Source organism: Enterobacter cloacae (assembly GCF_011078175.1).
GTDB lineage: Bacteria > Pseudomonadota > Gammaproteobacteria > Enterobacterales > Enterobacteriaceae > Enterobacter > Enterobacter cloacae_Q.
In genome coordinates this window covers 160,770-174,564 of record NZ_JAALCJ010000002.1, presented here as the reverse complement: position 1 = coordinate 174,564, position 13,795 = coordinate 160,770, and the positions used below count along the sequence as shown (strand labels likewise).

At 58.4% G+C, this 13,795-nt stretch carries 14 protein-coding genes and 1 riboswitch; of the genes, 11 read left to right on the top strand and 3 right to left on the bottom strand.

Translation table 11 applies throughout. The features are described 5' to 3' along the window. Nucleotide 1 precedes the first annotated feature (1 nt). Entirely contained in the window at nucleotides 2-1,291 is a 1,290-nt protein-coding gene (gene bioA, locus G6Q29_RS05010; RefSeq protein ID WP_431732534.1) for an adenosylmethionine--8-amino-7-oxononanoate transaminase, read from the bottom strand. An 86-nt stretch (nucleotides 1,292-1,377) separates the two neighbouring features. Between bioA and bioB the strand changes: the two genes are divergently transcribed. The 4 genes from bioB to bioD are packed head-to-tail and all read left to right on the top strand — an operon-like array spanning nucleotide 1,378 to nucleotide 5,005. Then, entirely contained in the window at nucleotides 1,378-2,418 is a 1,041-nt protein-coding gene (gene bioB, locus G6Q29_RS05005; protein ID WP_165464780.1) for a biotin synthase BioB, read from the top strand. Beyond that, on the top strand, nucleotides 2,415-3,572 hold the full coding sequence (gene bioF, locus G6Q29_RS05000) for an 8-amino-7-oxononanoate synthase (protein ID WP_165464779.1): 1,158 nt from the start codon (nucleotides 2,415-2,417) through the stop codon (nucleotides 3,570-3,572). Before bioB ends, bioF begins: the two co-directional genes overlap by 4 nt. After that, on the top strand, nucleotides 3,556-4,311 hold the full coding sequence (bioC, locus tag G6Q29_RS04995; RefSeq protein ID WP_165464778.1) for a malonyl-ACP O-methyltransferase BioC: 756 nt from the start codon (nucleotides 3,556-3,558) through the stop codon (nucleotides 4,309-4,311). Before bioF ends, bioC begins: the two co-directional genes overlap by 17 nt. Beyond that, a complete protein-coding gene (bioD, locus tag G6Q29_RS04990; protein WP_165464777.1) occupies nucleotides 4,304-5,005 on the top strand; it encodes a dethiobiotin synthase in 702 nt (233 codons plus the stop codon). Before bioC ends, bioD begins: the two co-directional genes overlap by 8 nt. On the opposite strand, the gene G6Q29_RS04985 is transcribed toward bioD, so the two are convergent. Beyond that, nucleotides 4,968-5,690 carry an ABC transporter ATP-binding protein gene (locus G6Q29_RS04985; RefSeq protein WP_165464776.1) on the bottom strand — a complete coding sequence of 241 codons (723 nt, stop codon included), beginning with the start codon at nucleotides 5,688-5,690 and terminating at the stop codon, nucleotides 4,968-4,970. The two genes, bioD and G6Q29_RS04985, sit on opposite strands and share 38 nt — an antisense overlap. Nucleotides 5,691-6,438: 748 nt before the next feature. Between G6Q29_RS04985 and uvrB the strand changes: the two genes are divergently transcribed. After that, nucleotides 6,439-8,454 carry an excinuclease ABC subunit UvrB gene (gene uvrB, locus G6Q29_RS04980; RefSeq protein WP_165464775.1) on the top strand — a complete coding sequence of 672 codons (2,016 nt, stop codon included), beginning with the start codon at nucleotides 6,439-6,441 and terminating at the stop codon, nucleotides 8,452-8,454. A 512-nt stretch (nucleotides 8,455-8,966) separates the two neighbouring features. Here the strand turns inward: uvrB and yvcK are convergent. Further along, on the bottom strand, nucleotides 8,967-9,875 hold the full coding sequence (gene yvcK / locus G6Q29_RS04975) for a uridine diphosphate-N-acetylglucosamine-binding protein YvcK (protein WP_165464774.1): 909 nt from the start codon (nucleotides 9,873-9,875) through the stop codon (nucleotides 8,967-8,969). Nucleotides 9,876-10,101: 226 nt separating this feature from the next. Then, nucleotides 10,102-10,235, top strand: a riboswitch (molybdenum cofactor riboswitch). Between yvcK and moaA the strand changes: the two genes are divergently transcribed. From moaA to G6Q29_RS04945, 6 genes are all read left to right on the top strand, one after another. Next, nucleotides 10,223-11,212 carry a GTP 3',8-cyclase MoaA gene (gene moaA / locus G6Q29_RS04970; RefSeq protein WP_165464773.1) on the top strand — a complete coding sequence of 330 codons (990 nt, stop codon included), beginning with the start codon at nucleotides 10,223-10,225 and terminating at the stop codon, nucleotides 11,210-11,212. Its footprint overlaps the riboswitch before it by 13 nt. A 24-nt stretch (nucleotides 11,213-11,236) precedes the next feature. Beyond that, complete coding sequence (gene moaB, locus G6Q29_RS04965; RefSeq protein ID WP_165464772.1) at nucleotides 11,237-11,749, top strand: molybdenum cofactor biosynthesis protein B; 513 nt, start codon at nucleotides 11,237-11,239, stop codon at nucleotides 11,747-11,749. A 3-nt stretch (nucleotides 11,750-11,752) separates the two neighbouring features. Beyond that, entirely contained in the window at nucleotides 11,753-12,238 is a 486-nt protein-coding gene (moaC, locus tag G6Q29_RS04960; protein WP_165464771.1) for a cyclic pyranopterin monophosphate synthase MoaC, read from the top strand. After that, on the top strand, nucleotides 12,231-12,476 hold the full coding sequence (gene moaD / locus G6Q29_RS04955) for a molybdopterin synthase sulfur carrier subunit (protein ID WP_165464770.1): 246 nt from the start codon (nucleotides 12,231-12,233) through the stop codon (nucleotides 12,474-12,476). Before moaC ends, moaD begins: the two co-directional genes overlap by 8 nt. Before the next feature lies 1 nt (nucleotide 12,477). Beyond that, nucleotides 12,478-12,930: a molybdopterin synthase catalytic subunit MoaE gene (moaE, locus tag G6Q29_RS04950; protein WP_165464769.1), complete on the top strand. Its 453-nt coding sequence runs from the start codon at nucleotides 12,478-12,480 to the stop codon at nucleotides 12,928-12,930. A 58-nt stretch (nucleotides 12,931-12,988) separates the two neighbouring features. Next, nucleotides 12,989-13,696 carry a Bax inhibitor-1/YccA family protein gene (locus G6Q29_RS04945; protein ID WP_047354271.1) on the top strand — a complete coding sequence of 236 codons (708 nt, stop codon included), beginning with the start codon at nucleotides 12,989-12,991 and terminating at the stop codon, nucleotides 13,694-13,696. Nucleotides 13,697-13,795 lie beyond the last annotated feature (99 nt).

The following is a 13,795-nucleotide window of genomic DNA, read 5'->3' as shown; positions in this document are numbered from 1 at the left end:
GTTAAATCGTGAAATGCGCTGAAGTGTTAACGGCTTTAACTACTGCCCCGGTCAGCTTGCGGAGCTGATCCGGAGAGATGCTGTACGGTGGCATGAGGTAAATCAGCTTACCGAAAGGTCGCACCCACACGCCCTGGTCAACGAAGAAGCGCTGCAACGCGGCCATGTTCACCGGATGCGTTGTCTCAATTACCCCGATGGCGCCCAGTACGCGGACGTCCGCGACGTATTCCGCCTCCGCCGCCGCGCTCAGCTGCTGCTTCAGCTGCGACTCAATCGCCGCCACCTGCGTCTGCCACTCGCCGCTCTCCAGAATGGCGAGGCTTTCGCTTGCCACGGCGCAGGCCAGCGGGTTGCCCATAAACGTCGGGCCGTGCATAAAGCAGCCCGCGTCGCCGTCGCTGATGGTGTCGGCAACCTGGCGGGTGGTCAGCGTGGCGGAGAGCGTCATGGTGCCGCCGGTGAGCGCTTTCCCCAGGCACAGAATATCCGGCGCGATCCCCGCATGCTCGCAGGCGAACAGCTTCCCGGTGCGGCCAAAGCCGGTGGCGATCTCATCGGCAATCAGCAGGATCCCTTCGCGGTCGCACATGTTCCGAATGCGCTTCAGCCACTCGGGATGGTACATCCGCATTCCGCCCGCGCCCTGCACAATCGGTTCGAGAATTACGGCGGCAATCTCGTGGCGATGGGCCGCCATCAGCCGCGCGAAGCCCACCATGTCCATCTCGTCCCATTCGCCGTCGAAGCGGCTTTGCGGGGCTGGCGCAAACAGGTTTTCCGGCAAATAGCCTTTCCACAGGCTGTGCATGGAGTTGTCCGGATCGCATACCGACATCGCGCCGAAGGTGTCGCCATGATAGCCGTTGCGGAAGGTGAGGAACCGCTGGCGCGTTTCGCCCTTCGCATGCCAGTACTGCAACGCCATTTTCATCGCCACTTCTACGGCCACCGAGCCGGAGTCTGCCAGGAAAACACACTCCAGCGATTCAGGCGTCATCGCTACCAGGCGACGGCATAAATCCACCGCGGGCTGATGCGTGATCCCGCCAAACATCACGTGTGACATCTGGTCAATCTGCCCTTTCATCGCCGCGTTCAGACGCGGGTGGTTGTAGCCATGGATCGCCGCCCACCAGGAGGACATCCCGTCAACCAGCCGCTCGCCGCTGGCGAGATGCAGCTCGCAGCCGTGGGCAGAGGCTACCGGATAAACGGGAAGGGGGCGGGTCGTGGAGGTGTAAGGGTGCCAGATGTGCTGCTTGTCGAAGGCGAGATCGTCCTGGGTCATAATCGACTTGTAAACCATTTTGAAAAGTTTTAGGTTTACAAGTATAAACCGAACCGACAATTAACAAAACCCTTTGGAGAAGCCCGATGGCTCACCACGCACGCTGGACGATGTCGCAAGTCACTGAATTATTCAACAAACCTTTCCTGGAGCTGATGTTTGAGGCGCAACAGGTGCACCGCCAGCACTTCGATCCGCGTCATGTTCAGGTCAGCACGCTGCTGTCGATCAAAACCGGGGCTTGCCCGGAAGACTGCAAATATTGCCCGCAAAGCGCGCGCTATAAAACGGGTCTCGAATCCGAGCGCCTGATGGAAGTCGAGCAGGTGCTCGACTCCGCGCGCAAGGCCAAAAACGCTGGCTCGACCCGCTTCTGCATGGGCGCGGCGTGGAAAAACCCGCATGACCGCGACATGCCCTATCTGGAGCAAATGGTGAAGGGTGTCAAGGAGATGGGCCTCGAAGCCTGTATGACGCTCGGCACGCTGAACGAGGAGCAGGCGCAGCGCCTCTCGGCGGCGGGGCTGGATTATTACAACCACAACCTCGATACCTCGCCGGAGTTCTACGGCAACATCATCACCACGCGCACCTATCAGGAGCGTCTGGACACGCTGGATAAAGTGCGTGATGCGGGGATCAAGGTCTGTTCCGGCGGGATCGTGGGACTGGGCGAGACGGAAAAAGATCGGGCTGGCCTGCTGTTACAGCTGGCGAACCTGCCGACCCCGCCGGAAAGCGTGCCCATCAACATGCTGGTGAAGGTAAAAGGCACGCCGCTGGCGGATAACGAGGACGTAGATGCCTTCGATTTCATCCGCACCATCGCGGTGGCGCGCATCATGATGCCGACCTCATACGTTCGTCTCTCTGCCGGTCGCGAGCAGATGAGCGAGCAGACCCAGGCGATGTGCTTCATGGCCGGGGCCAACTCCATCTTCTACGGCTGCAAGCTGCTGACCACGCCAAACCCGGAAGAGGACAAAGACGTTCAGCTGTTCCGCAAGCTGGGGCTGAACCCACACCAGACCGGGGTACAGGCGGGGGATAACGAGCAACAGCAGCAGCTGGAGCAGCAGATTTTCAACGCCGACACTGACCAGTTCTACAACGCGGCAGCCGTATGACCTGGCAGACACGTATCAGGACCGCGCTCGACGAGCGGCGGACGGCGGATGCGTTTCGGGTTCGCAGGGTAGTGGAAAACGGTGCAGGCCGTTTTCTCACCCGGGAAGGAAAGCGGTTCTGTAATTTCTCCAGCAACGATTATCTGGGCCTGAGCCAGCACCCGCAGATCGTTCGTGCCTGGCAGCAGGGCGCGGATCGTTACGGCGTGGGCAGCGGTGGCTCCGGGCACGTCAGCGGCTATACCACGGCGCATCAGGCGCTGGAGGAAGAGCTGGCCGACTGGCTGGGTTACCCGCGGGCGCTGCTGTTTATCTCCGGTTTTGCCGCGAATCAGGCGGTGATTGCCGCCCTGATGGGCAAAGATGACCGCATCATCGCGGACCGCCTGAGCCATGCGTCCCTGCTTGAAGCGGCCAGTCTCAGCCCGGCGCAGCTGCGGCGTTATGCCCATAACGATGCCTCTCAGCTGAACGTTCTGCTGGGTAAACCCTGTTCAGGGCTTCAGCTGGCGGTGACGGAAGGGGTATTCAGCATGGATGGCGACAGCGCGCCCCTTGCCACCTTGCATGACGTCGCAAAACAGCAGAACGCCTGGCTGCTGGTCGACGATGCCCACGGCATTGGCGTCACCGGCGAGGAGGGGCGCGGAAGCGCACACCAGCAACGTGTCAGGCCGGAACTGCTGGTGATCACTTTCGGCAAGGGCTTCGGCGTCAGCGGCGCCGCGGTGTTGTGCAGCGAGCCGGTGGCCGATTACCTGGTGCAGTTCGCCCGGCACCTGATCTACAGCACCAGCATGCCCCCGGCGCAGGCCGTGGCGCTCTCTGCGTCGCTTGCGGCGATCCGCGGCGAAGTCGGCGCTGAACGCCGGGCGCGCCTGGCCGACCATATTCAGCGTTTTCGCCGGGGGATAAGCGAACTGCCTTACCGGCTTACCGACTCGCACAGCGCCATTCAGCCCGTGATTGTGGGTGAAAACCATCGGGCGCTGATGCTGGCACAGACGCTACGAGAACGCGGGCAGTGGGTCACGGCGATCCGCCCACCCACCGTGCCGCCAGGCACCGCGCGCCTGCGTCTGACGCTCACGGCAGCGCACGAGCCGCAGGATATCGATGCGCTTCTGGAGGCACTGTATGTCTCCCGTCAATAAACAGGCCGTTGCCGCCGCGTTTGGCCGTGCAGCGCAAAGCTATTCACAGCACGATGAGCTGCAACGCCTGAGCGCCCGCGGGCTGCTGGCCGCGCTCGGTGAGGGGCGTTTTGCGCAGGTGCTCGACGCTGGCTGCGGGCCAGGCGGCAATAGCCGCTACTGGCGCGCAACGGGTAGCCACGTCACGGCGCTGGATTTATCCGCGCAGATGCTGGATGAAGCTCGCCAGCAGCAGTCAGCAGACCGTTATCTGGTGGCCGATATCGAGGCCATCCCGCTGGAGGATGCGCTATTTGACCTCGTCTGGAGCCATCTGGCGGTTCAGTGGTGCGCCAGCCTGCCGCAGGCCCTACGCGAGCTATACCGCGTGGCGCGGCCCGGCGGAGCGGTGGCCTTTACCACCTTGCTGGAAAGTTCGTTGCCAGAGCTGAATCAGGCGTGGAGGGCGGTGGATGCGCAGCCGCACGCCAACCGGTTTCTCTCGCACGAGCAGGTCATACAGGCGCTGGCTGGCTGGCGCTATCGCAGCGTAGTCCAGACCGTCACCCTCGAATTTAGCGATGCGTTAAGCGCCATGCGTTCTCTTAAGGGCATAGGCGCGACGCACCTGCACGCCGGACGGGAGAAGAAACCTCTTACCCGCGGACAACTCCAGCGTCTCGAGCTGGCCTGGCCGCAGGAACGGGGCCGTTTCCCGCTCTCTTATCATCTTTTTCATGGGATTATTGAACGTGACTGAACGTTATTTTGTTACCGGCACGGACACTGAAGTCGGTAAAACGGTTGCCAGCGCCGCGCTGTTGCAGGCGGCGCGTCAGCTGGGGAAAACAACGGCCGGGTATAAGCCCGTCGCCTCCGGCAGCGAGATGACGCCGGAAGGCTTACGCAATACCGATGCGCTGGCGCTACAGCGTAACAGCGGCCTTGCGCTGGCCTATTCTGCGGTGAACCCCTATACCTTTGCTGAACCCACCTCGCCGCACATCGTCAGCGCCGATGAAGATCGTCCGATTGATTTTTCGGTGCTCTCCTCCGGGTTACGCGACCTGGAAGCGCAGGCCGACTGGGTGCTGGTGGAGGGGGCTGGCGGCTGGTTTACCCCGCTGTCCGACGAGCAGTCATTTGCTGACTGGGTGCAGGCCGAGCAGCTTCCGGTCATTCTGGTGGTCGGCGTGAAGCTTGGCTGTATCAATCACGCCATGCTGACCGCTCAGGCCGTGCAGCAGGCCGGGTTGCGTCTGGCAGGGTGGATTGCCAATGACGTGGTTGCGCCGGGTAAACGTCATGCTGAGTATCTGGCGACGCTGAAGCGGGTGCTGCCTGCGCCGTGCCTCGGCGAGATCCCGTGGCTTGCCGAGGGCGCAGAGCAGGCGGAAACCGGACGCTATCTTGACCTTAGCGCCTTATGTCCCGCGCCATCCAGTGCGCAATAAGGTCGTCATCCAGCTCGTTAACGTGGCCCTGTGCCACGTTACGCCCGCGATAGAGCATGCAGAAACGATCCGCTACCCGGCGGATAAACGACAGCTGTTGCTCCGCTAACAGCACCGTCATACCCAGCTCCCGATTCAACCGCACCAGCAGTTGTCCCAGCCTGTGGGCGAAACCTTGCCCCGCGCCATGCATGGGCTCATCCAGAATCAACACGCGCGGACGATTAACCAGCGCACTGGCAAGGGCCAGCTGATACTGGTCGTCAGGGGACAGCCCAGAGGCACGGCTCTGCCGCAGCGGATAAAGCTCCGGAAACAGGGCGTACACATCATTTTTTGATGTTGGGTCGGGTTTCCCCGTCGCCTGTATGGCGATATGCAGATTTTCATCGACGGTCAGTTGGGAAAATATCCGCCGATCCTGCGGGACGTAGCCTATCGTCGGCGGGGCAAGACGTGCTGACGCAGGGCTGAGCAAATTACGCGGCGGCGCGCCAGCCTCATGCCAGATGATGGTGCCGCTCTCGACGGGCACCTTTCCGGTAATACAATTCATGAGCGTGGATTTACCCATGCCAGGCAGGCCAACAATGCCCGTACAGATGCCCTGCGGGAAATCGATATTCACGTTCCACAGCGTATGTTGGCTTCCGTAAAACTGGTTTACAGCACGCAGACTCAACATCTGTCTCTCCTTAAAAATGTGTGGGGTGATGCACAGAGTGATGTCTGCAAATCGCCTGCCAGGAGCCCCAGCATGTTTAAAAAAAGGCCATTTTTAGGAATAACTCACTCGCAAAAGCCGATCGTTTATACGAATTGCACATTTCCGGTGCCAGGCGTGTCGACTCGTGGTGCAGGGCAAATGGCAGAATTGTGATTAAGATCTCGCCAGTCGCTTATGAAAAAATGAACGTTTTCCAGGCAAAAGAGAGCGATAAAAATTTTTTCCTGCCGCTTCGTGGGAAAAACCGGGAATTTGCTGGAGTGCATGCCGTACGGGCTGGAAGCAGTTATCCACTATTCCTGTGGATAACCTTGTGCATTAGAGTTAGAAAACCCGCGATAAGCGAGAGAATACGCGGGTTACGACCAAATTGATGCGAAACGCGGCTTAAGAAATTAGTCTTTATTTTTTAACGAATTAGATAAAAGCAATTCCCTTAACGCCAGCGACACCTGTTGCCATAAAACTTTCATAACCGCCCTTGACAAATGTTAAAAAAGTAATAGTTCTGGGGATAACCCCCTGAGGCTGGTGTTTTATTTTGTCACAGTCGAAATTTGGCTCGCGAACGCACTCATGATCCCTGCGCTACGCTAAATATCCTGACACGCTACTGGTTTTTCATCCAGTGTTTTTTACTGGCAATCCTGGCCACAACGAGTAAAATTACTCACCTGCCGCTTATTCTGTCATCAGGTCGTCGCCCATGAGTAAACCGTTTAAACTGAATTCTGCTTTCCGTCCTTCCGGGGATCAGCCCGAGGCTATTCGTCGCCTGGAAGAGGGGCTGGAAGACGGACTGGCGCACCAGACCCTGCTGGGGGTTACCGGTTCGGGCAAAACGTTCACCATTGCCAACGTCATTGCCGATCTCCAGCGTCCGACCATGGTCCTCGCGCCAAACAAAACGCTGGCGGCGCAGCTGTATGGTGAGATGAAAGAGTTCTTTCCGGAAAACGCGGTGGAGTATTTTGTCTCCTACTACGACTACTACCAGCCGGAAGCCTACGTTCCCAGCTCCGACACGTTTATCGAGAAAGATGCCTCGGTAAACGAACACATCGAGCAGATGCGTTTGTCGGCGACCAAGGCGCTGCTGGAGCGCCGTGATGTGGTGGTGGTGGCCTCGGTGTCGGCGATCTACGGTTTGGGCGATCCGGATCTCTATCTCAAAATGATGCTGCACCTGACGCAGGGGATGATCATCGATCAGCGTGCGATTTTGCGCCGTCTGGCGGAGTTGCAGTACACCCGTAACGATCAGGCATTCCAGCGCGGAACCTTCCGTGTGCGCGGCGAGGTGATTGATATCTTCCCGGCGGAATCGGACGACATGGCGCTGCGCGTTGAGCTGTTCGACGAAGAGGTTGAACGGCTGTCGCTGTTCGATCCGTTGACCGGTCACGTTGAGTCTGTCATCCAGCGCTTCACCATCTACCCGAAAACGCACTACGTAACGCCGCGCGAGCGTATCGTGCAGGCGATGGAAGAGATCAAAACCGAGCTGGCGGACCGCCGCAAGGTGCTGCTGGCGAACAATAAGCTGCTGGAAGAGCAACGTCTGAGCCAGCGCACCCAGTTCGATCTGGAGATGATGAACGAGCTGGGCTACTGCTCCGGCATCGAAAACTACTCGCGCTACCTCTCCGGGCGCGGGCCGGGCGAAGCGCCGCCGACGCTGTTTGACTACCTTCCGGCGGACGGCCTGCTGGTAATCGACGAATCCCACGTTACGATCCCGCAGATCGGCGGGATGTACCGCGGTGACCGCGCGCGTAAAGAGACGCTGGTGGAGTACGGGTTCCGGCTGCCGTCAGCGCTGGACAACCGTCCGATGAAGTTTGAAGAATTTGAGGCGCTCGCTCCGCAGACCATCTACGTCTCGGCGACGCCGGGCAACTACGAGCTGGAAAAATCCGGTGATGACGTGGTGGACCAGGTGGTGCGTCCAACCGGGCTGCTTGATCCGATTATCGAGGTGCGTCCGGTGGCGACGCAGGTGGACGACCTGCTCTCGGAAATACGTGCCCGTTCCGCCATCAATGAACGTGTGCTGGTTACTACGCTCACCAAGCGTATGGCGGAAGATTTGACCGAATATCTGGAAGAACACGGCGAGAAGGTGCGGTATCTGCACTCGGATATCGATACCGTGGAGCGTATGGAGATCATCCGCGATCTGCGTCTGGGCGAGTTCGACGTGCTGGTGGGTATTAACCTTCTGCGAGAAGGTCTGGATATGCCTGAGGTGTCGCTGGTGGCGATTCTGGACGCGGACAAAGAAGGCTTCCTGCGTTCCGAGCGCTCGCTGATCCAGACCATTGGCCGCGCCGCGCGTAACGTCAACGGCAAGGCAATTCTGTACGGGGATAAAATTACCCCGTCGATGGCCAAAGCGATAGGCGAAACGGAGCGCCGTCGCGAGAAACAGCAGCGCTACAACGAAGAGCACGGCATCACCCCGCAGGGGCTGAACAAGAAGGTGGTGGATATTCTGGCACTGGGTCAGAATATTGCGAAGACCAAAACGAAAGGCCGCGGCAAGGCCCGTTCAGTGGTGGAAGAGGATACCGTCGCGCTGACGCCGAAAGCGTTGCAGCAGAAGATCCACGAGCTGGAAGGGCAGATGATGCAGCACGCGCAGAACCTGGAGTTCGAAGAGGCCGCGCAAATCCGCGATCAGCTGCATCAGCTGCGGGATTTGTTTATTGCGGCATCGTAGTTTTTTGCCCGGTGGCGTTTTCTCCCTCTCCCTGTGGGAGAGGGTTCCCCAGTAATTTGAAAGCAAAAGCGATAACGTTGCCTCAGAATAACGGAGAGCTTTCAGCGATGTCCTGGTCCGGCTGTAAATCGCTGAGGCGTTTGCCTTCCGGCCGGGGCGAGGCGCAGGGATGCACCGAGAGGGCGGGCTTTACAGGGATATTACCTCCGCCCGTCGCCGATAAGCCGGAAGGAATAAGCCGAGGGAACCGCGAAGCGGCGATTATCTGCCGGGAGCCCGGGTCGCCAGGATGGTGGCGACTGAGCCACCCTGGCACGTTCACCGCTCATGTCGTGACAGAGTAGCAGGGAACATAAGGTGAAGGGAATGACCACCAGAGCCGTATGTTCCCCCTCACCCCAGCCCTCTCCCTCAAGGGAGAGGGGGCCGTCTGTGCAGGCATTATTTTGTGGGGAACCCTCAGCCCCGTGGGAGAGGGCCGGAGTGAGGGCATCAGGCCGCACAAAACGAACCTAACCTAATGCCTGAATCGCCTTCTCCAGCGCCTCGCGCAGCAGGTGGCGATCGTGGCGATATTTAATATCGCTGGCTTCCAGCGGCTCCTGCACCACCACGCGATCGCCAATCCCCGTCACATCCACTTTCGGCCCAACCACGACGCCGTCGATAATTTTTTTACCGACGTACTGTTCCATCAGGTTCAGCTTGTCCGCCAGCGACAGGCTTGCCGCCGCCGGGCTAAGTTCGCGGCCTAAATTACCGATATAGACCATGGGCGCAGGCGTTCTGCGCAGCGCCTGCGCCAGCTCTTTGACCAGCAGGAGCGGCATCAGGCTGGTATAAAAACTCCCCGGCCCAATCAGGATCAAATCGGCCTCGCCAATCGCTTCTACCGCTTCGCGCGTTGCGGGTACGCTGGGGTAGGTCATCAGCTCTTTTGGCGGCAGGAGGAGCTGGTCGATATTCACTTCACCATACACTTCGTGATCGTCGGCATCGATCGCCATCAAATCCACCGGCTGTTCGGACATCGGGATCAGGAAAGCATCCACCTTTAGCAGGTTACGAATTAAATTAATCGCTTCCAGAGGGCGCACGCTCAGGTGATCCAGCGCCTTTAACATCAAATTTCCAAGGTTATGGCCTGAAAGTTCGCCATTCCCGCCAAAACGGTACTCAAACATCGCTGAAGCTACGCTGGGCTCCGTGATGAGCTGGTTGAGGCAATTGCGCATGTCACCCCAGGCAATCCCGCCTTCAGCGCGTCGGATCCGCCCGGTTGAGCCGCCGTTGTCCGTTGTTGTCACGATGCCCGTCAGGCGCGAGCCCAGTGACGATAACGACGACATGACCCGTCCCAGACCGTGACCCCCGCCAAGAGCGACCACGCGGTCCAGATCCGCAAAAGTGCGATTGCGCATACCTATTCCTTATCCTGTTAAGCTTGCGTCACAGTAACGCAACTACTCCTAAAAGACGATGCCTCTCACCATCCATAATGATGTATATCAATGCGAAAGCGCTGTTTTTGCGTATTCTGTAGTGAAAATGCACGATAACATCGTTATGTATAAATTTATATAGCGAAAACCGATAATGGCGAAGTGACGATTTCCACGCTACTATCGCCATAACCACGTTTTCAAAACTGAAAACATACACTCTAGCCCTGGCGCCTGTGTCGAGAGATATGGCGCCCTGGCCGTGGCGGATGTGCCACCAGGGTACAGAAAGAAATGACTGTGCCTCCCGATCTGGAAAGGTGTACATGGCTTCACAACTTACTGATGCTTTCGCGCGTAAGTTTTTCTACTTACGTCTGTCGATTACCGACGTGTGCAACTTCCGTTGCACCTACTGCCTGCCCGACGGCTACAAGCCCGGCAGCGTCACCAACAACGGCTTTCTCTCCGTGGATGAAGTACGCCGCGTCACGCGCGCGTTCTCTGAACTCGGCACGGAAAAAGTGCGTCTGACCGGGGGAGAGCCTTCCCTGCGTCGTGATTTCCCTGACATCATCGCCGCCGTGCGTGAAAACGAGCGTATCCGCCAGATTGCGGTGACCACCAACGGTTACCGCATGGCGCGTGACGTGGCGAACTGGCGCGATGCGGGGCTGACGGCGATTAACGTCAGCGTTGATAGCCTTGACGCCCGTCAGTTCCACGCCATTACCGGCCAGGACAAGTTCCGCCAGGTGATGGACGGCATCGATGCCGCATTCACCGCCGGTTTCGACAAGGTCAAAGTCAATACCGTGTTGATGCGTGATGTGAACCACCATCAGCTGGACACCTTCCTGGCGTGGATAAAACCGCGCCGCATTCAACTGCGTTTTATTGAACTGATGGAGACCGGGGAGGGCAGCGAGCTGTTCCGTCGCCATCATATCTCCGGCATGGTCCTGCGCGACGAACTGCTGAAACGCGGCTGGATCCACCAGATCCGCCAGCGCAGCGATGGCCCGGCGCAGGTCTTTTGTCATCCGGATTATGAAGGCGAAATCGGCCTAATCATGCCTTACGAAAAAGACTTCTGTGCCAGCTGCAACCGCCTGCGCGTCTCCTCCGTCGGCAAGCTCCATCTTTGCCTGTTCGGGGATGGCGGCGTCGATCTGCGCGATTTGCTGGAAGATGACGTCCAACAGGACGCGCTTGAAGCGCGCATTTCCGAGGCGCTGACGCACAAAAAGCAGACCCATTTCCTGCATCAGGGCAACACCGGTATTACTCAGAACCTGTCCTATATCGGCGGGTAATCAGGCTTTAGAAGGAACCAGAAGATGAGTCAGGTAAGCGCGGAATTTATCCCAACACGCATTGCTATTCTTACCGTTTCCGAACGTCGTGGTGAAGAGGATGATACCTCCGGTCACTGGCTGCGCGAGGCGGCACACGAAGCCGGACACCAGATCGTTGATAAAGCGATCGTTAAAGAAAACCGTTACGCCATTCGCGCACAGGTCTCACAGTGGATTGCGAGCGATGACGTCCAGGTGGTGCTGATCGCTGGCGGCACCGGCTTTACCGCAGGCGACCAGGCGCCAGAAGCACTGATCCCGCTGTTCGATCGCGAAGTGGAAGGCTTCGGCGAAGTGTTTCGCATGCTCTCGTTTGAAGAGATTGGCACCTCTACGCTTCAGTCACGTGCCGTCGCGGGGATGGCGAACAAGACGTTGATTTTCGCCATGCCGGGGTCGACCAAAGCCTGCCGCACCGCGTGGGAAAACATTATTGCCCCCCAGCTGGATGCCCGAACCCGTCCGTGTAATTTCCATCCCCATTTAAAGAAATAAGCTATGTCACAACTGACCCACATTAACGCCGCTGGCGAAGCGCATATGGTGGATGTCTCCGCCAAGGCTGAAACGGTGCGCGAGGCGCGCGCGGAAGCGTTCGTCACCATGCTTCCAGAGACGCTGGCGATGATCGTTGACGGCAGCCATCACAAGGGTGATGTTTTTGCCACCGCACGCATCGCCGGCATTCAGGCCGCCAAACGTACCTGGGACCTCATCCCTCTCTGCCATCCGCTGATGCTCAGCAAAGTGGAGGTGAACCTGCATGCGCAGCCGGACCATAACCGCGTGCGTATTGAGTCCCTGTGTCGCTTAACCGGGAAAACCGGCGTGGAGATGGAAGCGTTGACGGCGGCCTCCGTGGCGGCGCTGACCATCTACGATATGTGTAAAGCGGTGCAGAAAGATATGGTGATTGGCCCGGTGCGTTTGCTGGCAAAAAGCGGCGGCAAATCCGGTGATTTTAAGGTGGATAGCCATGATTAAGGTGCTCTTTTTTGCCCAGGTTCGCGAGCTGGTCAATACCGACAGCCTGACGCTGGACGGCTCTTTTGAAAACGTCGCCGCCCTGCGTGCGCATCTGGCGGCGCAAGGCGACCGCTGGGCGCTGGCGCTGGATGAGGAAAAACTGCTGGCCGCCGTGAATCAGACGCTGGTTGAATTTACGCACCCGCTGGCTGACGGCGATGAAGTGGCGTTCTTCCCGCCGGTCACAGGGGGTTAAGATGACGGAAACCCGAATTCTGGTCGGCCCTGAACGCTTTAGCGTCGGTACCGAATACAGCTGGCTGGCAGAGCGCGATGAAGACGGTGCGGTCGTGACTTTCACCGGAAAAGTGCGTAACCACAACCTCGGCGACAGCGTAAAAGCGCTGACGCTGGAGCACTATCCGGGGATGACCGAGAAATCGCTGGCGGCCATTGTCGAAGAGGCGCGAGGCCGCTGGCCGCTGGGGCGCGTTACGGTTATTCATCGCATCGGCGAAATGTGGCCCGGCGAAGAGATTGTGTTTGTCGGCGTCACCAGCGCCCATCGCGGCAGTGCTTTTGCGGCGGGGGAGTTCATCATGGATTACCTCAAAACCAAAGCGCCGTTCTGGAAGCGTGAAGCGACGCCGGAAGGCGAGCGCTGGGTGGAATCACGGGACAGTGACAAACAGGCTGCCAGCCGCTGGTAACAGCTTTACGTGGATGTGTTAGTCTTAATATGTGTGTTTACTTAATCAGGAGTGAATCATGGACCGATTTCCGCGTTCCGATTCGATAGTTCAGCAGACCCGTAGTGGCCTGCAAACCTACATGGCTCAGGTATATGGCTGGATGACGGTCGGCCTGCTGCTTACCGCGTTTATCGCATGGTATGCGGCAAACACGCCTGAATTGATGATGTTCATCTTCTCCAGCAAAATTACCTTCTTTGGGCTGATTATTGCGCAACTGGCGCTGGTGTTCGTGCTCTCCGGGCTGGTGCACAAGCTCAGCGCAGGCATGGCGACCACGCTGTTTATGCTCTATTCAGCGCTGACCGGGCTGACGCTCTCCAGTATTTTCATCGTCTACACCTACTCTTCCATTGCCAGTACCTTTGTTGTAACCGGTGGGATGTTCGGTGTGATGAGCCTGTACGGTTACACCACCAAGCGCGACCTGAGCGGTTTCGGCAGCATGCTGTTTATGGGGCTGATCGGGATTGTGCTGGCGTCGCTGGTAAACCTGTGGCTGAAGAGTGAAGCGCTGATGTGGGCAGTGACCTATATCGGGGTGGTGATCTTCGTTGGTTTAACCGCCTATGACACCCAGAAGCTGAAAAACATCGGTGAACAAATTGACGTTCGCGACAGTTCGAACCTGCGCAAATACTCGATTCTGGGCGCACTGACGCTCTATCTGGACTTCATCAACCTGTTCCTGATGCTGCTGCGTATTTTCGGCAACCGTCGCTAGTTATTTCCCCCTCACCCTAACCCTCTCCCTCAGGGAGAGGGTATTGCACGGTGCGGGCTTTTCTCCCTCTCCCCGTGGGAGAGGGCCGGGGTGAGGGCA